Source organism: Cupriavidus sp. USMAA2-4 (assembly GCF_001854305.1).
Taxonomy (GTDB): domain Bacteria; phylum Pseudomonadota; class Gammaproteobacteria; order Burkholderiales; family Burkholderiaceae; genus Cupriavidus; species Cupriavidus malaysiensis.
Genome location: NZ_CP017748.1, coordinates 1,386,161 through 1,406,648 on the forward strand (window position 1 = coordinate 1,386,161; position 20,488 = coordinate 1,406,648).

At 64.1% G+C, this 20,488-nt stretch carries 15 protein-coding genes and 2 pseudogenes; 10 read left to right on the forward strand and 7 right to left on the reverse strand.

Annotated features, from left to right (window positions below; translation table 11 throughout):
* Window positions 1–459 precede the first annotated feature (459 nt).
* The 7 genes from BKK79_RS06175 to BKK79_RS06205 all read left to right on the forward strand — a co-directional run bounded on the left by BKK79_RS06175 (window position 460) and on the right by BKK79_RS06205 (window position 8,016).
* The gene (locus BKK79_RS06175) at window positions 460–1,767 is read left to right on the forward strand and encodes a glycosyltransferase family 2 protein (RefSeq protein ID WP_071037332.1); all 1,308 of its coding nucleotides are present in this window, start codon (window positions 460–462) and stop codon (window positions 1,765–1,767) included.
* 7 nt (window positions 1,768–1,774) lie between these two features.
* On the forward strand, window positions 1,775–2,851 hold the full coding sequence (locus tag BKK79_RS06180; protein ID WP_071011535.1) for a Gfo/Idh/MocA family protein: 1,077 nt from the start codon (window positions 1,775–1,777) through the stop codon (window positions 2,849–2,851).
* A 22-nt stretch (window positions 2,852–2,873) separates the two neighbouring features.
* Window positions 2,874–3,707 carry a class I SAM-dependent methyltransferase gene (locus tag BKK79_RS06185; protein WP_231907993.1) on the forward strand — a complete coding sequence of 278 codons (834 nt, stop codon included), beginning with the start codon at window positions 2,874–2,876 and terminating at the stop codon, window positions 3,705–3,707.
* Between the two features lie 12 nt (window positions 3,708–3,719).
* Window positions 3,720–4,127, forward strand: a complete 408-nt coding sequence (locus tag BKK79_RS06190; RefSeq protein ID WP_071011532.1) for a GtrA family protein — start codon at window positions 3,720–3,722, stop codon at window positions 4,125–4,127.
* Window positions 4,128–4,222: 95 nt separating this feature from the next.
* Window positions 4,223–5,368, forward strand: coding sequence for a glycosyltransferase family 4 protein (locus BKK79_RS06195; protein ID WP_071037333.1), 1,146 nt, complete (start codon window positions 4,223–4,225; stop codon window positions 5,366–5,368).
* A 16-nt stretch (window positions 5,369–5,384) separates the two neighbouring features.
* On the forward strand, window positions 5,385–7,070 hold the full coding sequence (locus tag BKK79_RS06200) for a hypothetical protein (protein WP_071037334.1): 1,686 nt from the start codon (window positions 5,385–5,387) through the stop codon (window positions 7,068–7,070).
* A 277-nt stretch (window positions 7,071–7,347) separates the two neighbouring features.
* Window positions 7,348–8,016 carry a methyltransferase family protein gene (locus BKK79_RS06205; protein WP_071037335.1) on the forward strand — a complete coding sequence of 223 codons (669 nt, stop codon included), beginning with the start codon at window positions 7,348–7,350 and terminating at the stop codon, window positions 8,014–8,016.
* Window positions 8,017–8,210: 194 nt separating this feature from the next.
* Here BKK79_RS06205 and groL read toward each other — a convergent pair whose 3' ends face one another.
* The 4 genes from groL to BKK79_RS06225 all read right to left on the reverse strand — a co-directional run bounded on the left by groL (window position 8,211) and on the right by BKK79_RS06225 (window position 15,804).
* On the reverse strand, window positions 8,211–9,854 hold the full coding sequence (gene groL, locus BKK79_RS06210; protein WP_071011526.1) for a chaperonin GroEL: 1,644 nt from the start codon (window positions 9,852–9,854) through the stop codon (window positions 8,211–8,213).
* 137 nt (window positions 9,855–9,991) lie between these two features.
* Complete coding sequence (groES, locus tag BKK79_RS06215) at window positions 9,992–10,282, reverse strand: co-chaperone GroES (protein WP_071011525.1); 291 nt, start codon at window positions 10,280–10,282, stop codon at window positions 9,992–9,994.
* Window positions 10,283–11,047: 765 nt separating this feature from the next.
* Complete coding sequence (locus BKK79_RS06220) at window positions 11,048–15,094, reverse strand: CheR family methyltransferase (protein WP_071037336.1); 4,047 nt, start codon at window positions 15,092–15,094, stop codon at window positions 11,048–11,050.
* Window positions 15,095–15,123: 29 nt separating this feature from the next.
* Window positions 15,124–15,804, reverse strand: a complete 681-nt coding sequence (locus BKK79_RS06225; RefSeq protein ID WP_071037337.1) for a recombinase family protein — start codon at window positions 15,802–15,804, stop codon at window positions 15,124–15,126.
* On the opposite strand from BKK79_RS06225, the gene BKK79_RS40190 reads away from it, so the two are divergent.
* Window positions 15,803–16,033, forward strand: coding sequence for a hypothetical protein (locus tag BKK79_RS40190; protein ID WP_157128387.1), 231 nt, complete (start codon window positions 15,803–15,805; stop codon window positions 16,031–16,033). The two genes, BKK79_RS06225 and BKK79_RS40190, sit on opposite strands and share 2 nt — an antisense overlap.
* 708 nt (window positions 16,034–16,741) lie before the next feature.
* Here BKK79_RS40190 and BKK79_RS06230 read toward each other — a convergent pair.
* The gene (locus tag BKK79_RS06230; protein WP_157128388.1) at window positions 16,742–17,284 is read right to left on the reverse strand and encodes a hypothetical protein; all 543 of its coding nucleotides are present in this window, start codon (window positions 17,282–17,284) and stop codon (window positions 16,742–16,744) included.
* A 58-nt stretch (window positions 17,285–17,342) separates the two neighbouring features.
* Between BKK79_RS06230 and tnpC the strand changes: the two are divergent.
* Both tnpC and BKK79_RS38815 read left to right on the forward strand, forming a co-directional pair.
* A pseudogene (gene tnpC, locus BKK79_RS06235) lies at window positions 17,343–18,400 on the forward strand (IS66 family transposase); the annotation flags it as partial.
* A 57-nt stretch (window positions 18,401–18,457) separates the two neighbouring features.
* A pseudogene (locus BKK79_RS38815) lies at window positions 18,458–18,780 on the forward strand (IS30 family transposase); the annotation flags it as partial.
* Window positions 18,781–18,877: 97 nt separating this feature from the next.
* Here BKK79_RS38815 and BKK79_RS06240 read toward each other — a convergent pair.
* Both BKK79_RS06240 and BKK79_RS06245 read right to left on the reverse strand, forming a co-directional pair.
* Window positions 18,878–19,114, reverse strand: coding sequence for a hypothetical protein (locus BKK79_RS06240; protein WP_071037339.1), 237 nt, complete (start codon window positions 19,112–19,114; stop codon window positions 18,878–18,880).
* Between the two features lie 87 nt (window positions 19,115–19,201).
* Window positions 19,202–19,720 carry a hypothetical protein gene (locus BKK79_RS06245; protein ID WP_071037340.1) on the reverse strand — a complete coding sequence of 173 codons (519 nt, stop codon included), beginning with the start codon at window positions 19,718–19,720 and terminating at the stop codon, window positions 19,202–19,204.
* Between the last annotated feature and the right edge of the window lie 768 nt (window positions 19,721–20,488).

The following is a 20,488-nucleotide window of genomic DNA, read 5'->3' on the forward strand; positions in this document are numbered from 1 at the left end:
AGCCTCGTCGGCCCTGCGCAACCCGGCAGCCGGAAAAAGCTGCCGGAGCACTGGTGAACGCTGGTGAGCGCGGGTCGAGCGGCGCACGTAGACGCCATACGCGCAGAAGAACGTTTCGTATTCGGGGGGCCTATGAAAACCAGAACGAAAGCCGCATGTCCGGCGAACTCGGGCTTGAGCAGCATGCTGCGCCCACTCCTTTCGGCACTGCGCAATGCCTGCCATCCCGGCAGGCATAGCAGGATCCAGCTCACGCATTCGCGCTGCCGCGACCACATCCGGTTCGCAACGCCCGGCCTGTTCGCTCTCTTTGCCAGCCCGGCCTGTATCGCCGTACGCGTACGCCCTCCGCATCATCGAACACGGCCGGGCTCCGGATGGTAGGCAGCGATGCCGGCCGCATTGCGTTCACCGCAGGCGAGCATCAGAAAAAACATGTGACTCATCGGGAGATGCAACATGGCGAGCGAAATTCTTCTGCGCCAGGACTTCGGCGGCACGTCCGTGTCGAATCGCGCCGCGCCGGCCGCAGCCGCGAACGGTCCTGCTGCCGGCCGGATCCGGGTGTCGGCCGTCATGCCTTGCCTCAATGAGGAAATGACGCTGCCCATGTGCATAGCCAAGGCCCAGCGCAGCTTCGCCGAGCTGGGCATCACGGGCCAGGTGGTGGTCGCCGACAACGGCTCCACCGACCGCTCGGTCGAGATCGCGCGCCAGTTCGGCGCGAAGGTGGTGCACCAGCCGGTGCGCGGCTACGGTTCGGCGCTGATGGCCGGCATTGCGGCGGCCGACGGCGACATCATCATCATGGGCGACGCGGACGATTCCTATGACTGGTCGAACATCCGCGGCTTCATCGCGAAGATCGAGGAAGGCTACGAGTTCGTGATCGGCAACCGCTTCAAGGGCGGCATCATGCCGCATGCGATGCCGCCGCTGCATCGCTACCTCGGCAACCCGGTGCTGTCGACGATCGCGCGGCTGACCTGCAGCGTCCCGGTCGGCGATTTCCACTGCGGCATGCGCGCGTTCACGCGGGACGCGTTCGCGCGCATGGATCTGCAGACACCCGGGATGGAGTTCGCATCGGAGATGGTGATCAACGCGGCGCGCAACCGTTTGCGCATCGTCGAGATTCCGACCGCGCTCCACCCCGACAAGCGCAACCGTCCGCCACATCTGCGCTCGTTCCGCGATGGCTGGCGGCACCTGCGTTTCATCCTCACCTACGCACCCAACCACGTCTTCGTGATGCCGGGGCTCCTGATGTTCGTCGCCGGCCTGCTGCTGCTCGGCCTGCTGGCGGGCGGCCCGACGCACCTGTTCGGGCACTTCGTGGGCCCGCACTTTCTCGCGCTCGCCAGCCTCCTGACGTTGATCGGCTTCAATTTCATCACGATGGGCGTGCTCGCCAAGGTGATCATGGCCGACAAGCATGCATCGCTGCGAGGACGCATCGTCCGATGGGCTACCGGTCCATTTGCGATGGAAGCCTGTCTGCTGGGCGGCGCGGCCACCGCGGTGCTCGGCCTGGTGCTGGATGCTTGCATGCTGTTCAAATGGCTGGCCAATCCGGCGCTTCCGATGGAAAGCACCGTGCACCTGGCGATCGTCGCCACGACGCTGATCGTACTCGGCATGGACGGGGCGTTCTCCGCCTTCTTCCTCAATCTGCTCGTACGCGAGGGGGAAAGGCATCACGGCCACGCAGGCCACGCAGGCCACGCAGGCCACGCAGGCCATGCCGCGCCTTGCGCCAGGAGATAAGCGAACCATGGAAACGATGTCCCCAACTGCCGCCGCCCCGATCCGCGTGGCGTCCATCGGACTGGGATGGGTGACGACTCACCGTCATCTGCCGGTGATGCTGCGCGACCCGGATTTCAAAGTCGTCGGCCTGGTCGATCGCCAGCCGCAGCACGCGCAACGTGTCGCGCAGCGCCTCGGCATCCGGCACCACGCCTGCACGGGATCGCTTGCCGATGTGCCGTGGCTCGACGACGTCGATGCGGTAACGATCGGTGCCGGCCCGCAAGCCCACTACCCGCTGATCGCGCAAGCGCTGCGGGCGGGCAAGCACGTGCTGACCGAGAAGCCGTTCACGATGTGCGTGGCGGAAGGCGAAGAACTGGTCAAGCTGGCGAAAGCCCATGAGCGGACCCTTTGCATCGTGCATAACTTTCAGTTCGCCTCTTCGACCAAGCGCCTGCTGCGGGATGTCGAAGCCGGCCGCTACGGCAGGATCCGCTCGATCACCGCGCATCAGTTCGGGAATCCGGAACGCCGCCTGCCAGCCTGGTACGAAGACCTTCCGCTGGGCCTGTTCTATGACGAGAGCCCCCACATGTTCTATCTGCTGCGGCGCCTGGCGCCCGGCTCGCTGGCGCTCGAGCAGGCCACCGTCGTCCCGAGCAGCACTGGCCTCGAAACGCCGTGCCTGATCACCGCACACTACCAATGCGACACACCGCACGGCGCGATTCCGGTCATGTTGAACATGAACTTCGAATCGCCGGTCAGCGAATGGCAAGTGGTCGTGTGCGGCGAGCGCTTCATGGGGATCGTCGACGTCTTCCGCGATATCTACATCCGCCTGCCGAACGATGGCGCCCATACGACCGCGACGGTCCTGCGCACCTCGTTGTCCGCCACCTGGCAGCACTGGCAGCAGCATTTCACGAGCGGAATCCGGCATCTCAGAGGCGCACTGTTCTACGGCAACGACGATGTCTTCTCGGGTTTCGCGCGCTCGATCCGCTCCGGCAACGCGCTCGAGTCCATCGGGTCGGACTCGGCGCTCGCGATCCTCGGCATGCAACATCAGATCATCGAACGCGCGGCACGGGCGTGAACGGAGGCGGCACGAAATGACCATGAATTCCGACCTGCTCCGGCGCTTCTTCAGGGAAACGCCATTCCAACCCGCGACCAGCCTGTGGCGGGCCATCGAGATCGACGTCGTGCTGTCCCGGCCGTTTCCGCCCGGTCGCGGCATGGACCTCGGCTGCGGCGACGGCAAGCTGATGAAGACCATCACGGATCACGTCGGCAGGCGCGAACTGGTGGGCGTCGACATCGACCCGCTCGAAACCGGCCAGGCCGGCGCGCTCGGCATCTACGACACCATCCACACAACCTCGGGCGGCCGTATTCCCGAACCGGAAGCCTCGTTCGATTTCGTCTTCTCCAACTCCGTCCTCGAGCATATCGACACCATCGGGGATGTGCTCGATGAAGTCTCGCGCGTCCTCAAGCCGGGCGGCAGATTCGTGTTCACCGTGCCGAGCGAGTATTTCCATGCCTGCCTGAGCGGCCCGTGGCTGCCGGCGGCGAGCCGCTCCGCCTACCTGGACGAGATCGATCGCCGCTGTGCGCACAAGCGCTACTGGAGCGTCGAGCTCTGGCAACGGGAGCTGGCCCGCAGGGGGCTGACGGTCAGCGACCATGTCGAATACCTGAGCGCGAAGGAGGTAAGGCGCTGGGAGACCATCTCCAGGCTGACCGCGGGCGTTCTCTACCTGGTGTTCGGCAAGCGCCGCCAGCCGATCGACATCCAGCGCAGCCTCGGCTTGCGCAAAGCAAAGTCTTCCGTTCCGAACGCGCTGGCCGGCATGGCCAGCAGGATGCTGGCGATCGGCCTGAACCGCTCCTCGCCATCGACAGGCCCCTTCGGTTGCGTGCTCGTCGAATCCGTCAAGATCGCATGAGCCACCAGCCCGATGACTCCGCACCCGGCCTCTCGCGTACTGCCCCTGCCCGGGAAGTTCCTGCGCTTCGTGCTGGTCGGGGGTATCTGCACACTGCTGAACCTGGCGACGATCTGGTTCGTGACGACCCGCCTCGGGTGGCATTACCTGGTCGCCGCTGCCATTTCGTTCTTCGCGGTCAACGGCGTGGGGTTCGTCTTCAACAAATACCTCACCTTCACGCAGGTCTTACGCCCGAGCTTTCGCGAGATCCGGCGCTACTACATCGTGATGTCGGGTTCCCTGGCGTTGAACCTGGGCTTGATGTTCGTCATGGTCGACGCACTGGGCATCCACTACCTGCTGTCCAGCGTCACGATCACCCTGCTGTTCATGATCTTCAATTTCCTGGCCCATCTCCGCTGGACCTTCGCGCCGTGACACACGACCTGCCACCGCAGAACGGTGTATCGGCCCGGGCGCCTGCCTCCCGGCGCGGAGGCGGCGCAGCGCTGCCCCGGGTCGGCGCGCAACGGATGCGCATCCTCCTGGTCACCCATTTCTTCCCCGCCCACCGCGGCGGCATCGAGATCGTCGCGGGTCATCTGGCGGAAGCGCTGGCCCGTGACAGGGCAACGGCCATTACGTGGTTCGCCAGCGACTGCGATCCCGCTCCGGCGCTCGGCGGTGTCGATTGCCTGCCCGTGCGCACGTGGAACCCGCTGGAGCGCCGCTTCCACATGCCTTACCCGATCTGGTCCCCGCTGCGCCTGATACCGCTGTGGAACGCGGTGCGCGAAGCCGACCTCGTGTACCTGCACGACTACATCTACGTCGGCAGCCTGGCGGCCTTCTCGATGGCGAAGATCCTGCGCAAGCCGATTCTCATCACCCAGCACGTCGGCGCGGTGCCGTTCCGCAGCAGGCTGATGTCGCGGATGCTCACCGTGGCGAACCTGACGCTGGGAAGAACCATGCTCAAGTACGCCGACGCCGCCGCCTTCGTCAGCAATACCGTCAGGACATTGTTCCTGCCCGACGCCAGTGCCGGCTGCCGGGGCCGCCTGATTCCCAACGGCCTCGACCTTTCCACGTTCTCCCCGATCGCCGACGCGGCGCGTGCGCAGTTGCGCGCCAGGCTGGACATTCCCGCCGGCCGCCCATGCCTGCTCTTCGTCGGCCGCTTCGTCGAGAAAAAGGGCCTGGCTCTGCTGGAGAAACTGACGGCGCTGCTGCCGGATGCCACCTGGATCTTCGCCGGCAAAGGTGAAATGGATCCGGAGAGGTGGGCACGCGGCAATGTCCGGGTGTTCCGTGATCGTGCCGGCGCCTCGCTGGCCGAACTCTATCGCGCCGCCGACCTGCTGGTGCTGCCGAGTACCGGCGAGGGCTTTCCGCTGGTCGTGCAGGAATCGATGGCCTGCGGCACGCCAGCCATCGTCGGCCGCGACACGGCTTCTGCCCTGCCTGGCCTCGACCAGGTGCTGTTCTCCGAGACCGTCGATGCCGATCACGCATTGCCGGCCTGGCATCGCCACCTGACGGCACTGCTCGCCGACCCGCAGCGGCTCACCGGACGGCGCCGCGAAGTCGCTGACTGGGCCGCCATGCATTGGTCCTGGGAACGCTGTGCCGATGCCTACTGCGAAGTCATCCGCGAAGTCCTCGAGCGTCGGAGATGAATCTCGGAGATGAATCATGGCGACCGCTGAGAATGCCGAACCCGATGCCCGCACCCCGGTGTCTCCTGCGACGCGGCTGGCCGTCTGGACAGGCATCGTCGGTGTCCTCTGCACACTGCTGCTCGCGATCGAGCCGCACGTGCCGGGCCGGATGTCGATCTTCTTCCATCTGCTCTACACCTATGATCGGCCGGTCGCCGAGGCGAGTGTGTTGCTGGTCCCGCTGGCCGCCGCGCTCGCACCGTACTGCGGCCGCATGGCCGCCGTGGCCGCCGCGTGCGGGCGCCACCCGTGGCGCGCCGCAGCCTTGACCGGCATCGTGTTCGCGCTGGGCGCACGCTATGTGTATCACGCGCATCCGCTCTCGATGGACGAGTACGCTGTCTGGTTCCAGAGCCGCCTCTTCGCCAACGGCGCCCTGTCCGCACATTTCCCGCCATCGTGGCTCGACCGCCTCATCTATCAACCGTTTCAGAATTACTTCCTGGTCGTGTCGCATACCAGCGGCAACGTGATCTCCGCCTACTGGCCCGGCTTCGCCCTTCTGATGGCGCCGTTCAGCCTGGCCGGCGCCGAATGGCTGTGCAATCCGGTGCTGTCGGCACTGACGGTGGTCGCCATCGCGCGCACCTGCCGCCTCGTGTTTCCGGAAAACGAGGCGATAGCCGGCTGGGCGATCCTGTTCACCGTCGCCTCCCCGGTGTTCGCGGGCTCGGGTATTTCGTACTTCGCCATGACCGGCCTGCTGCTGGCCAATCTGGTGTTCACCTGGGGCTTCCTGCAACCGACCACGCGCAGCCTGTTCCTCAGCGGCGTGGTCGGCTCGATCGCGCTGACCTTCCACAATCCGCTGCCTCACACGTTGTTTGCGCTGCCGTGGCTGATCTGGTTCCTCGGCCAGCGGCCGCCGTCGCGACACGCGGCGGCACTCCTCGCCGGCTACTTGCCGCTCACCGTGCTGCTCGGCCTGGGCTGGGTCCTGGTCACGGCTCATGTCGGCGCCGACGTGGCCGGCCCGGCGACACATCCACCGTCCCAGGGCTTCCTGGCCCGGGTCGCGTCGGTGTTTTCCCTACCCGACGCATCGATCCTCATCTCCCGCGTGGCCGGCACCATCAAGCTGTGGGTCTGGGCAGTGCCGGGTCTGCTGGTGCTTGCTTGCATGGGCTACGCGCGCTGGCGGGAGAGAGCCGCCGTGCAATTGCTCGCCGCCTCGGCCCTCGTCACCTTCCTGGGCTACTTCTTCGTTCCGTTCGATCAAGGGAACGGCTGGGGATACCGCTATTTCCATCCCGCCTGGGGCACCCTGCCGATCCTCGCGGGCGCCGCGGTCGCCGGGGAATTCCGCCACGACGGCGGCAAAGCGTTTTCGGCCCTTCGGAACCTGGCCGGGGCCTTCGTCGCAGGCAGCGTGCTGATCCTGGTGCCGTGGCAGCTGCGGAACATCGAAACGCACATCAGTGCCCAGCTGGCGCGGCTACCCGACACACCAGCGGACCGGCGCAGCATCGTGTTCCTGTTCGTCGATCGCAACACGGTCCTCGACGACCTCGTGCAGAACGACCCCTTCCTCCGGGGGCGATCGGTCCGCATGATCGGCAGGGGCGAACAGGAAGACGGAGAATTCCTGCGCAACGCACACATCGCTGCAACCCCGCTTCCCGCCACCGAACTCGGGCAAGTCTGGCTGATCGGGCCATGAAGCACGACGCCGCCACGGCTGCCACGGCCGGGCGCGCGAACGTGAAGGACGGCCGATCGCTTGCACGCGGAATAGCCAGGGCGGGGGCTGAAGCGCCGATACAACGATGCACGGAAGCTGTCCTGTCGGCTTGGCTTCACGACGGTAATATGGAGGCTGTCAGCCCTTGCGACGCCGCAAGTGGAACAAGAACAGAACAGCTTCCGGTGAGATCGGCGGGCAGCGCACGGCGCGGTCCCCCAGGCCGGCCCATCGACGGGGAAGGAAACTCCACACCATGCCAGAACGTCCGCCCACGGACGCAGGAACCGTTGCCGTGCCCAGGCCTCTCGGCCTGCGCGACTACGCTGTGGAAGCCGCGCTGCGGCTCGCCACCTCGCTGCTGTTCGCCGCCTTCGCCTATGCCGCCGCGCAGCAATGGCTGGCCGACCCGGGCCGCATCACGCTGCTGCTGATCGTGCTGGCGGAGTTCGTCACCATCGCCATCGCCCTGACGGCGCGGGTACCGGAGAAGCGCGACTGGAGCCCGATCTCCGTCGCCTGCGCGATCGCCGCCACCTACTACTTCCTGTGGATCCAGCTGGCGCCGGGCATCCACCTCGTGCCGGAAATGGTCGGCGTGGCCCTGCAGGCCGCGGGCATCCTGCTGCAGATCGGCGCCAAGCTCACGCTGCGGCGTGCCTTCGGGCTGCTGCCGGCGAACCGGGGCATCGTCTCGGGCGGCCCCTACCGCCTCGTCAGGCACCCGATCTATCTCGGCTACTTCATTTCCTACATCGGCTTCCTGCTGGTCAACTTCGGCCTGCAGAACCTGCTGGTGTACGCCGTGCAGCTGGGGCTGCTGGCGGTGCGCGCGGTGCGCGAGGAACGGCTGCTGAGCGCGGATCCGGCCTACCGCGCCTATCAGGACAAAGTGCGCTACCGCGTCGTGCCTGGACTGTTCTGAGGCGCCGGCCCGGCATCCAAAGGCCGGGGCCTCGCGCCCCCTGGATGCCGCGCCCGAAGCCGGCCCGCCGCCGCGCGCGCCCCTCTGCCGGCGGCATACGCAGGACGCGGCGGCCGCCCAAACAAAAACCCCCGCGGGTTCGCACCCGCGGGGGTTTTTTCAGACAGGCTGCCGAAGCCGGCAGTCCGGCAGATTTACATCATGCCGTCCATGCCGCCCATGCCGCCCATGCCGCCCGGCATTGCCGGAGCCGACTCTTCCTTCGGAGCTTCGGCCACGGCGCAGTCGGTGGTCAGCATCAGCGAAGCCACCGAAGCGGCGTTCTGCAGCGCGGTGCGGGTCACCTTGGTCGGGTCCAGCACGCCCATTTCCACCAGGTCGCCGTACTCGCCCGAAGCGGCGTTGTAGCCGTAGTTGCCCTTGCCTTCGATGACCTTGGCAACGACGACCGACGCTTCTTCACCGGCGTTCAGCACGATCTGGCGCAGCGGCTCTTCCATTGCGCGCAGCACGATCTTGATACCGGCGTTCTGGTCGGCGTTGTCGCCGTTCAGGCCAGCGATGGCAGCACGGGCACGCAGCAGGGCCACGCCGCCGCCGGGGACAATGCCTTCTTCCACGGCTGCGCGGGTAGCGTGCAGCGCATCTTCCACGCGTGCCTTCTTTTCCTTCATTTCGACTTCGGTGGCTGCGCCGACCTTGATCACGGCAACACCGCCGGCCAGCTTGGCCACGCGCTCTTGCAGCTTTTCACGGTCGTAGTCCGAGGTCGCTTCTTCGATCTGGGCGCGGATCTGCTTGACGCGCGCTTCGATCGAGGCTGCGTCGCCGGCGCCGTCGATGATGATGGTGTTTTCCTTGCCGATCTCGATGCGCTTGGCTTGGCCCAGGTCTTGCAGGGTCGCCTTTTCCAGCGTCAGGCCGACTTCTTCAGCGATGACGGTGCCGCCGGTCAGGATGGCGATGTCTTCCAGCATGGCCTTGCGGCGGTCGCCGAAGCCCGGAGCCTTGACGGCGGCGGTCTTCAGGATGCCACGGATGTTGTTGACCACCAGGGTCGCCAGGGCTTCGCCTTCGACGTCTTCAGCGATGATCAGCAGCGGGCGGCCGGCCTTGGCCACTTGCTCCAGCACCGGCAGCAGGTCGCGGATGTTCGAGACCTTCTTGTCGAACAGCAGCACGAACGGGGAGTCCAGCTGGACGACTTGCTTGTCCGGGTTGTTGATGAAGTACGGCGACAGGTAGCCGCGGTCGAACTGCATGCCTTCCACGACTTCCAGCTCGTCGGCCAGCGACTTGCCGTCTTCGACGGTGATCACGCCTTCCTTGCCGACCTTGTCCATCGCCTCGGCGATGCGCTCGCCGATCGAGTTGTCGCTGTTGGCGGAGATCGCGCCGACCTGGGCGATTTCCTTGCTGGTGGTGGTGGGCTTGCTCAGCTTCTTCAGCTCTTCCACGGCAGCGCCGACAGCCTTGTCGATGCCGCGCTTCAGGTCCATCGGGTTCATGCCGGCGGCCACGTACTTCATGCCTTCGCGCACGATCGACTGGGCCAGCACGGTTGCGGTGGTGGTACCGTCACCGGCGTTGTCGCTGGTCTTGGAAGCCACTTCCTTGACCATCTGGGCGCCCATGTTCTGCAGCTTGTCCTTCAGCTCGATTTCCTTGGCCACGGACACGCCGTCCTTGGTCACGGTCGGGCCGCCGAAGCTGCGCTCCAGCACCACGTTACGGCCCTTCGGGCCCAGGGTCACCTTCACTGCGTTGGCGAGGATGTTCACGCCTTCGACCATCTTGGCACGGGCGGCGTCGCCGAACACTACGTCTTTAGCTGCCATGTTCTGTTACTCCGAATCTTGGATGGATCCCCCATGCGGGAGACCGGGAATGTTGGATAAGTCTGAGAGACTCAGGCGTCCCGCCGCGGCGGGCGCGTCACAAGCAGGGCCCGGGCGCACGGCGCCCGGCAGCCGCATTACTTGTTGACCACCGCCATGATGTCTTCTTCGCGCATGACCAGCAGTTCCTGGCCATCCACCTTCACGCCCTGGCCGGCATACTTGCCGAACAGCACGCGATCGCCCACCTTGACGTCGAGGGCAATGGAGTTGCCCTTGTCGTCCTTCTTGCCGGGGCCAACGGCCAGCACTTCGCCTTGATCGGGCTTCTCGGCAGCATTGTCGGGAATCACGATGCCGGATGCGGTCTTGGTTTCGTTGTCCAGACGCTTGACGATCACGCGGTCGTGCAAAGGACGCAGATTCATACGGACTCCTTAGTACAAGTGAGTTTTATTTCACAAATTGAGGCCGCCAGCACGGACGGCCAGCAGAATTGGCTCGCCGGATCAAGCTGTTAGCACTCCCACCGGACGAGTGCTAATTATAGGGACGGGGGTTTACGTTTTCAAGACAAGGCCTGAATGGGGGTTTTCCCGGAGAGGCCTTGGATAGGGGTAGGCAGGTGTCGAGATTCGCTCAACTCTGAACCTGGGTCACGTAACTCTGAACTCCGCAGGAATCCCACACAATCTCGCCGCCAAGAATTTCCTTTCTTCTCAATGAGTTAGCGGGATCGACATGGCGGAGGCATGGCGATGAAGTAGATGCGGACCTCCCGGCAAAGCAAGCTCATCCGAAGTTGAGCAGCCTTCCGGGGTTAGCCTGTATGCACTCTACGGCACAAGGGAAAGCGCCCTAGCTAGCGACAAGCCCAAAGAGGGGCTACCGGCAACGTCCTGGAACACAAGCTAGCGTACGGATGGGTGCCTCGCAGAGCGTGCACATGCGCTAGGCCTGCCCCTCCTCGGCCTCGAACGTCGCTCCCGACTCTGCGGCGCGGGCAACCTTGTCAAAGAATGATGCTGCGGGATCTGCAGCGCGTCGATGTGGCGACCACCTCGGCGCCGTGTCCGGACGCGACAAGGGCATGGTTCGGCCCTTGTCAGGAATGGCGCGGCTGTCCGCGCGGCGGGGTCGTTGATGCGGCGGCTACGTCGACTGCCGTCGCGCCTTGGCACCATGCAGGGAACCTACTCGTCCTTGGAAGCCCGCACGCGTGCAATGGCCGCCACCAGTTCATCGAGTACGATCGGCTTGGTCAGGTAGGCGGAGTAGCCATTCTGCATGGCGCCTTGCATGCCGCCGCGCTGCACCACGGCGCTGAGCGCGATGACAGGCAGGTGGGCGTTCTCAGGCTTGGCGCGCAGGGCCGCAAGGAAAGCGAGGCGCTCCGGCCCGCCCAGGTTCAAGCCGGACAGCACGACATCGATGGCCTGGTCTTCCACTATCCGGATGGCCTCTTCGCTGCTGTCCGTGCAGGTCACCTGTGCGCCTTCGGTGCTGAGCAGCGCCTGGAACGCATCGTTGGTCGACGTGTCCCCATCCACCATGAGGACGTGCACTGCCTTCAATGGCTTGGCCTCGAACCGTCCCTCGTCGGTCTCCCTGGCATTGTCGCGGCGCAATGGCAAGGCGACCGTAAAGCGGGCGCCGGATGCCATGCCGGTGGATTCGACCGTGATCGAGCCGCCGTGCAGGCCGACCAGTTCCTTGACCAGGTAGAGCCCGATCCCAAGCCTGTCGTCGCGGCCCAGCGACGGGCGGCCGCGTTCGACCATGTCGAACACGTGCGGCAACAGCTCCGCTTCGATGCCGCTGCCATCGTCTTCGATCTGCAGCGTCGCCGCTTCGCCATCGTCCGCCAGGGTAACGTTCACCCGCCCGGCACCCGGCGACTGCAGCGCGTTGGCGACCAGGTTCCATACCACTTGCTCCATGCGGGGCAGGTCGGCCTGGATGATCACCGGATTCCCCGGCAGGTGCGGCGAGAGCTTGATGCCCTTGCTGCGCGCTTCCTCGTCCAAGGCCAGGCAGATGCGCTCGACGATCTCGCGCCAGTCCACCGCCGCGTAGTGGATGGTCAACTCCCCCGTGCGCAGGCGCGACACATCCAGCAAGTCATCGATCAGCCGTGCCTGGCTGATGGCGCTGCGCCGGATCGTGTCGGCGGCACGGGACACTTGCAGGCTCCGGTGTGCCTCGGGGGAGCGTGCCAGCAATTCCGCGTTGGCATAGATCAGGTTGAGCGGGCTCTTGAGCTTGTGCGATACCGCCGCGAGGAACTCGTCGCGCTTGCGCTCGGCTTCGTCGACATTGACCTCGCGGGCGATCTTGGCGAAGCCGCGCAGGCCATCCTCGTTCAGACGCATCAGGACGCCGGTGCAATACACGCGCGAGCCGTCCTTCCGTATGTGCCATCGATCTTCCTCCACACGTCCTTCCTCGCGCGCCCTGCGCAGTTCTTCGCCCGCCACACCGTGCTCGCGCTCGTCGGGCGGGTAGAGCAGTTCGAACGGCTGCCCGACGATCTCGCTTTCCTCGAAGCCGAACATGCGCACTGCGCCGGTGTTCCAGGTCATCACCAGCCCGCTCTCGTCAATGGTGATGATGGCGTACTCCTTCGTGCTCTCCGCCACGATGCGCATGCGCCGCTCGCCCTCGTGCAGGCGTTCCTCGGCTTCGCGTCGCGCAGTGATATCGATGAAGGTCAGCACTGCACCGTCGATGCGGTCCTCCGTGGTCCGATATGGCATGAAGCGCGCGATATACCAGTGCCCATGCGTGCTTCGCACTTCGCGCTCGATCAGGCGCAGGGAGCCGAATGCCTCCGCCGTATCGGCGGCGAGTCCGTCGTATTCGAGCCGATGGGTGATGTCGAAGAGGGGGCGGCCGACGTCGGACGGGATGATGCTGAACACGTCGGCAGCGCGCGGGGTGAAGCGCTTGATGCGCATGGTCCGGTCGACGAAGATGGTGCCGATGTCGTTGGCCGTGATCAGGTTCTGCAGGTCGTCGTTGATCTTCGCGGTCTCGTCCACCTTGGATTTCAGTTCGGCATTGACGGTGACCAGCTCCTCATTGATCGACTGCAGTTCCTCCTTGCTGGTCTCGAGCTCTTCCGTGGCCGAGCGCAACTCTTCGTTGATCGCCTGCAGCTCCTCGTTCGATGCGGTCAACTCCTCCGTGGACGTTTCCGACTGTTCGATGGTCACCTGCAGCTGGTCGCGCGTGCGCTGCAATTCGCGCTCGAGCTGTGCCACCAGGGGATCCCGGCTGCCTTCGCCCTGGGCGCTGTTCTCCGCATCCATGGTGTCCTCGACCTCGTCGAAGAGCACCAGCAGGAAGTCATCGGATGCATCGGGGTCATGCACCGGGCGCACCGTCATCTTGACGAAATAGGGGCGATCGTCGCGCACCAGGCGGATGCGCCGCGATTCCACGCTGCTGTTGCCCTGCAGGGCCTGGAATATCGCCGTACGCATTTCAAGCCGCAGCGCCGGATGCACCACCGAGATGACATTGTGCGATGGTTCGCCGCCGGCATAGTGCAGGAAACGGCCCGCCCGGTCCGACAGGTGCACGATCTCCGAATCGCGGTTGATCAGCACGCTGGGCGGCGCAAACTGCTCGAGCAGGCGCTGATGCAGGTCGCCATACGAGGATTTGCGCTTGCCCGGGGTCTCGACGGTAGCGGCAATCGGCCGCGGACCGGGCATGTCGCTCGCGAGCGCCGGCGATACCCCGCCCACGCGGGCCGCGGTGCTGGCCCGGTAGATTCGATGCTTCTTGTCGACGACGCTGAAGTACTTGGAGGCGATATCGGCCGACTCCGAACTGCCGAGGAAGAGGTAGCCGCCGGGACGCAGCGAAAAGTGGAAAGTGCGCAGGACTTCCGCCTGCGCCTCCCTGTCGAGGTAGATCATCAGGTTGCGGCAGCACACCAGGTCCAGCCGGGAGAATGGCGGATCGCTCAGCACATTGTGCAGGGCGAACAGCACGCGCTCGCGCAGCTTCTTCTTGACGCGGAAGTGCGACTGGTCCTTGGTGAAGAACTGCCGGAGCCGCTCCGCTGAGACATCGCTGACGATGGTTTCCGGATAGACCCCGGCCCGTGCCGCGGTGATCGCCTTTTCGTCGATGTCGGTGGCAAACAACTGGAACGGCGGTACGACATGGCTCGAGCCGGAAGCCTCTTCCAGAAGCATGGCCAGCGAGTAGGCCTCTTCCCCGGTGGCAACCCCGGGCGCCCACACGCGCACGCGCTCCCCGTCTTCGTCCCGATTGGCGAACAGGGCCGGCATCACCTCGCGCTGCAAGGCTTCGAAAGCGTCTTTGTCGCGGAAGAAGTGCGTGACGCTGATCAGCATGTCATCCAGCAGCAGGCGCGTTTCCTCGGGATGCAGCTGCAGGAATTCGCGATAGGCGCCCAGGTCGCGGATGCCGTTGACCTGCAGGCGCCGCTCGAGCCGCCTGAGGACTGTGGCCCGCTTGTAACCCCGGAAATCGTGAGAGGTGCGCGTGCGCAGCATGAGCATGATTTCCTGCAGCGCTTTTTCTCCATCCTGCTGGTCGAGAGGGGTGTCGCTCGACTGGCTCTCCTGGTCGAGTTCGGTCGCCGACGGCAGCCGGATCAGGCGCGCGTTGTCGCGCAACTCGATCAGGCGCTGCGGCATTTCCGCCGCGGGCAGCACGATATCGACCTTGCCTGTCGCGATGGCACTATTGGGCATGCCGTCGAACTTTGCATCGTCCGGACTCTGCGCCAGGGTCACGCCTCCCATTTCCTTGACGTGCGCCAGGCCCACCGAGCCGTCGCTGCCGACGCCGGACAGGATGATGCCGATGGCGCGCTCGCGTTGCGATTCGGCGAGCGTGCGGAAGAACAGGTCGATCGCGACTTGCGGGCCGGCGTGCGCCGCGGCCTTGCGGACCTGCAGGTAGTCGTCGACCATCTGCAGGTCGGACGACGGCGCGATGACGTAGACGTGGTTCTTCTCGATCGCGGTCGTGGTGGTGACCTGCTGCACCGGCATCGCGGTGACGTTCTGGAGGATGCCGGCAAGATGGCTGGTCTGCTCCGGTGCGAGGTGCAGGACAATGACAAAGGCCATGCCATTGTCGGCAGGCATCTCTTCAAAGAAGCTGAGCAAGGCTTCGGTGCCTCCCGCCGAAGCGCCGAGGCCGATAATCGGAAACTTGAGCTTGCTGAACCGCCCTGATGCAATGGACGGAGCCATGGGGACGTTAGGAAGGAGAGTGTTGACGGTCATGCCCGCCCAGGCCTGTCGGCGAGCGGCGGGGATTCGGTTTCCAGGTTGTCGGGCGGCGCACCGCCAGCCGGCTTCAACGGGCTGAGCGGGCCGTTCTGTTCGGCATGGGCGGTCCGGATGCGCAGCACTGTCTGCCGGGATGTGCCGAAGAACCGGGCCACCTCGCTGACCGAAGCTCCATCCGACAGCGACTGCAGGATCCCATTGCGCTCCGCCTTCCCGAGCGAGGGCCGCCGCCCCAGCTGCTTGCCGTTGGCCTTGGCCTCGGCGGCGCTCGCGCGCATGCGCTCGCTGCGCGTCGCCTCGTCGATCGCGGCAATGGCGCGCAGCAGCGTGACGGCCATCGGGGGCGATCTGCGGGCCAGATCCGCGCGGCCCAGCTCCACGCAGTACAGCCCGACGCCGAGCTTGCGGAATCTCATGATGGTCGCGAGCACATCCTGGACGCTGCGCCCGAGGCAGGACAACTGCATGGCCACGACCACGTCCCCGTTGGCGAGGCGCTGCATGAGAGCGCGCAGCTGGGGGCGTTCGAGCGCGCTTACCAAGGGCGGCACGCACTCCCAGAAGGCACGCCTCAGGTCGACGGTATAGCCTGCGCGGTCGGCTGCCGACAACTGGTGCTCGATGGCATCCATGTCCGGTGCGCTATTCGAATAGATGAACGTCGACCGCATGAAGAGCTTCCAGATTCCGTTCCTGCGTCCGAAATTCTACACTTTTGGAAAGCAGTGCAATAGCCGAACCGCATTGATGTGCGGACCCAGGCAGAAAGCTTTCGTGTCTGCCGGTTGGGTCACATTGCCGATCCGTCGCCACATTGGGCAGCGCAGCGGCAGCCTAGCGTCCGCCGGCGACGCGGACTGCCTGGCCGTTTCCCGCCTTGACTCCGCCTCTATTGATTGACTCCAGCCTTTCGAAGGCTGCACTTTCTGGCATGTCAAGGGTGTCCGTAAGGTGCCAATTCAGAACAGGCTCTCCCAATCGAGCGAGCACGGATCACACGCTGATTGGCGCTCCCAATCCTCCCACAGAGCCCTCATGAACATCACGCAACGATTGACCGTGCGATCGACGGGCGGTGCGCTGCACTTCGTCACCATCTGGGCAAGACCTGGCGCCGCATACCGACAAGATAGGTGGTGTTTCGGCCCATGTAGATACCGTGTGCAGGGCGGAAAGCCTGAGTATAGAGACGTGGTCGACGTGTGAGAGCATCAGTTGTTCCGCTTCGCCGCAGTGCTGAACCAATCGCGCTTACCGACGACGGCGACGGTCGAGCCGGTTTGGCGAACTGCACTAGAGCTGGCGTCAAAGCCAGCGCAGGAGTCCGCCCGAGAACAGGCTGGGAACCGGCTTGAGATCCGCCAGGCCTGACGCGACGCGCAGGTCCCGCGAAGGACCGGACGGCCCTGCGCATCCCGGCACGAGAGCGACAGGAAGCCCTACTGCCGACCAGATCGAACCCTATTCCAGTTCGCCTGAGAGGCCGCGCTCACCCTTTCAGCAGGTACACCCAGGCGGCATATGCCATGGCTACGACAAGCACGCAGCCGGTAACGCGCCAATAGTACCGCTCCCTCTGCTGCTGCCGATCGGAATGGAAAAGGTGTCTCACTGGCTCGGCTTTCCTCTAAGGCTCCGATCAGGCCCCGCTCTGGCCTCTACCAAGGCACGGACACGTGCCCAGCGCGGAAACTGTTCGTCGTAATTCTGAATGGATATATCCCCGAGGTGGGTGCAGGCCTCGTCCGGCAAAGCGATGCTGCTTGTCTCCCGCCAAAGGACAATGCTCGCGAAGCGCAGCACCCGCATTCGCATCTCCCGAGGAACGGGGAACTGTGAAATGTACGCAGGAAGTTGCTCCATGTAGACACAGCGCCGCAACTCGACGTGCAGCAGCCTGTGGCCAGAGCGCCGAATCAACGCCATTCTTCCAACCTTCACGTTCAAGTAGAAGGCGCGAAGAACAAGCACGAGGACGACAACCGTTGCTGCCAGCATCCCGCCCCCCGATAAGGCCAATCGATTGAATGGTCGATTCCAGTCTAGCACCAGCACCAACGGAAGTTTGGCAAGCGTCGCCTCTTCGGCTATGGGCGGAGCTTTGTCCTCCACTTGGCACAGGAACTGGTCTCGCCCCCGGGGAACGTCCATCTACTAGTCGTCTCGTGCTCCCCCCACGGGCTGAGGGGGCTTTTCCGATTCCGGCCAAGCTTGGGCGGCTTGCGACCATATCGCTCAAGCTGCTGCGCCGAGCCGCCCCATCGAGCGAGGCATGGCTGGTCCAGGACTGCTGGCTCATGTACTGGTCTCGAAGTTCGCGGATCATCGCCGCTCTACCGGCAGTCTGTGATCTATGCGCGTGAAGGCGTCGAGTTGGAGCGTTCGCTGCTAGCGAAGTGGGTGGGCCGCTGTGCGGCGCTGCTGCAGCCGCTCGTCGGGGCGCTGCGCCGTCATGTCATGGCGGCAACGAAGCTCCACGCCGACGATACGCCAGTGCCGGTGCTCGCGTCAGGTAACGGGAAGACTAAGACTGGGCGCCTGTGGGTGTACGTGCGCGATGACAGTGCGTCGGGCGATGCGACGCCGCCGGCCGTCTGGTTTTCCTACACACCGGACCGCAAAGGCATCCACCCGCAGTACCATCTCGACTCGTTCAACGGGACGTTGCAAGCTGATGCCTACGGTGGCTATCAAGCGATCTACGGAACGGGACGCGTTGCCGAAGCAGTGTGCTGGGCCCATGCCAGACGGCAATTCTACGAACTGCATGCCGCCCGCCCGAATGCCTTGAATACCGAAGCGCTGGAACGCATTGGAGCGCTCTACAAGGTCGAAGAGCAGATCCGGGGCAAACCGCCCGACGAGCGTCGCGCATATCGCCAGGCGCAGGCGCGCCCTCTACTCGATCAACTCCACGCGTGGCTGAGCGACACGCTGGAGACGCTCTCACGAAAATCCGACACGAGTCGAGTGATTCTGTACGCATTGAATCGGTGGGCGGCTCTCACGCGCTATTGCGACGACGGGCAGTTGGAGATCGACAATTTGCCGGTCGAGCGTGCCCTGCGCGGCGTGGCCATCGGGCGGCGCAATTACCTCTTCGTGGGTGCAGACTCGGGCGGAGAGCGCGCTGCGGCAATCTATAGCTTGATCGGCACAGCCAAACTCAATGGCGTCGATCCCGAGGCCTATCTGTGCTTCGTGCTCGCGCGCATCCCAGACCATGCGGTCAACCGTGTCGACGAGCTTCTGCCCTGGTTCGTTGCCGAGCAACTGCTAAGCCAGCGTAAATGCTTCGGACGTCAAGGCGGTGCTGGCTACACGCTTACACTGCGCCAGACCCTGACTTATGACCAGGGCCGAGAGATGGCCCGGCACGCCGAACTGAGCGCCGCCACTGGCGTGCGCGTGTACTTCTGCGACCCGCATAGCCCCTGGCAGCGCGGCACCTGCGAGAACACCATGGCCTGCTGCGCCGGTACTTACCCAAGGGCACCGATCTGTCCGTTCACTCGCAGGAAGAACTTGACGCCATCGCCGACAGCCTCAACGGCCGGCCGCGCAAAACCCTGAACTGGCACTCCCCGCTACAAAGCCTCGCGCAGGTTCTGGCCAATCCCACGGACCGCTTCCTGTTCAATAACTGAGGGGGTGTTGCACTTCGCACTTGAAACCGCCCGCCTTAGCGACATGTTATGCCCTAAACACAAAATCTCTGACAGCCCCGAGGCCGTTGAACTCCATTCAGAATTCGTCGACACCTAGGACCTGATCAATGAACGCCCGCCCAGCGAGCTCGCCAACCAAATGCGCCCAGCGGCGTGAAAACGGCGAGCCAAAGACCTTGAAGGGCGTGCCGTAGACTGCCTCATGGGCTTTAATCGGCCCCTTGATCTGGAACCACGTATCAAACATCCCATCGGAGGTCTCAAGCAAATCAACGTGTATCGCAAAACCCCTGTACTCTTTGATCCTTTGCATACTCATCTCCTTTTCGTTCTGGCACCCTTCGCAAGATGGAACTCAAGAACGGAGGAGTGACCTCCTAGATGGTTGGAGGCACGGCAATCATACCCACCTGAGGTTGGGCAATAGGTCGTTGTGCTCGTCGATCACCACACCGCCCAGTTCGTGAATTAACTGCTTCGTGGATTCCTTAAAATTCGACTTGCAGCCAGCAATCATCAGCAATTGGCCTTGTGCCATTTGCGCTTTCCGCCGCCCCAATCCGAGACGGCCAATCCTGGTGCCGATCAATCCGCCTCCCCACCAGCCGATCATTGCGCCCAGCGTCGTAGCACCAACATACGCCAGGGCAGCGGCGCCGGGTCCAGTCGAGACTCCGTATCTGAGAACCACCAGCGCGGCGACGATTGCTCCGACCAGAATTCCAGTGATCGCCAATTCTTCGCGATACGTGATCTGACCGACGTCGATGCTCGGCAACGCCTCCACTGGCTGGTTGTCGTGCTGGGAAAACCACGGTCCCACGACTTGTGCTGATGAATCGGCAAGCTCGCCTAGTCTCGCTTGTGCCAGCCGCGCCGTGACAACGTCTTTTACGATGAAATACAGCAATGTACGCATGGTGTTACCTCACACAGCATCATTTCCTATTTCCGGCGAGTCGACGGAAGGCGGTGGGATGATGTCGTCCCAGGCTCCAGTCCCACTTGGCTTTGGGGCACAATGGCGATCGCAGGTTGGGCCAGCCTTCATTGATGGCGCGGTCCCAGTCAATCAGCAGCGTGGCTGCCCGATGCCATTGAGTCGCTGCCAGTCGTAGGAATCCAAACCTGTGACTGCTTCCCTCCGAAAACCCATCAACCGAGTGGTCACGCATCAGACGTGTGGCGGGCAGGCACCGGTACTTGGTCTTCACTGAGTGGTTGCTCATGATGTTTCCTTCGTTGGCTGCAAGGCTGACTGCATGTCGGCAGCCATGATCATGTACCGGCACTGTTGGAGCCAACCTGCCACTGCGAGCGGGTAATCCTTCCCATCCGTCTCGCGTTATTGAGAATGCTTAGGGCATCTTTGTCACAAGCAGATTGCAGCGCGCATGGATCGATAGGTCCCATACGCTGAAGGGTAGAAACAAGAGCGGCAGTCAATCTGGCGATCGGCTTCGCGAAGAGGGAGGACGACAGCCGGGCATCGATTCCATCGATCCTGTCAAACGGCCGGCTTTCGTGGCGACGGAGGAGGTGGGGGCGCAGAGTTCGCCGAGTGGCATTTTGCATCAAATTTCCAGGAATCCCCGTGAGTGACTTTAGGAGTCGCCAATCCTCAGACGTCGTCGAGGGGGGGGCCCGGAAACGAATGGTAGGCGAGCCTGAAGCCTTCAGACTTCAG

Bases quoted from the DNA above. Each gene is read 5' to 3' on its own strand.
- BKK79_RS06175 (WP_071037332.1), top strand. From the start codon at position 460: ATGGCGAGCGAAATTCTTCTGCGCCAGGACTTCGGCGGCACGTCCGTG.
- BKK79_RS06180 (WP_071011535.1), top strand. From the start codon at position 1,775: ATGGAAACGATGTCCCCAACTGCCGCCGCCCCGATCCGCGTGGCGTCC.
- BKK79_RS06185 (WP_231907993.1), top strand. From the start codon at position 2,874: ATGAATTCCGACCTGCTCCGGCGCTTCTTCAGGGAAACGCCATTCCAA.
- BKK79_RS06190 (WP_071011532.1), top strand. From the start codon at position 3,720: ATGACTCCGCACCCGGCCTCTCGCGTACTGCCCCTGCCCGGGAAGTTC.
- BKK79_RS06195 (WP_071037333.1), top strand. From the start codon at position 4,223: ATGCGCATCCTCCTGGTCACCCATTTCTTCCCCGCCCACCGCGGCGGC.
- BKK79_RS06200 (WP_071037334.1), top strand. From the start codon at position 5,385: ATGGCGACCGCTGAGAATGCCGAACCCGATGCCCGCACCCCGGTGTCT.
- BKK79_RS06205 (WP_071037335.1), top strand. From the start codon at position 7,348: ATGCCAGAACGTCCGCCCACGGACGCAGGAACCGTTGCCGTGCCCAGG.
- groL (WP_071011526.1), bottom strand. From the start codon at position 9,854: ATGGCAGCTAAAGACGTAGTGTTCGGCGACGCCGCCCGTGCCAAGATG.
- groES (WP_071011525.1), bottom strand. From the start codon at position 10,282: ATGAATCTGCGTCCTTTGCACGACCGCGTGATCGTCAAGCGTCTGGAC.
- BKK79_RS06220 (WP_071037336.1), bottom strand. From the start codon at position 15,094: ATGGCTCCGTCCATTGCATCAGGGCGGTTCAGCAAGCTCAAGTTTCCG.
- BKK79_RS40190 (WP_157128387.1), top strand. From the start codon at position 15,803: ATGAAGAGCTTCCAGATTCCGTTCCTGCGTCCGAAATTCTACACTTTT.
- BKK79_RS06225 (WP_071037337.1), bottom strand. From the start codon at position 15,804: ATGCGGTCGACGTTCATCTATTCGAATAGCGCACCGGACATGGATGCC.
- BKK79_RS06230 (WP_157128388.1), bottom strand. From the start codon at position 17,284: ATGGACGTTCCCCGGGGGCGAGACCAGTTCCTGTGCCAAGTGGAGGAC.
- BKK79_RS06240 (WP_071037339.1), bottom strand. From the start codon at position 19,114: ATGCAAAGGATCAAAGAGTACAGGGGTTTTGCGATACACGTTGATTTG.
- BKK79_RS06245 (WP_071037340.1), bottom strand. From the start codon at position 19,720: ATGCGTACATTGCTGTATTTCATCGTAAAAGACGTTGTCACGGCGCGG.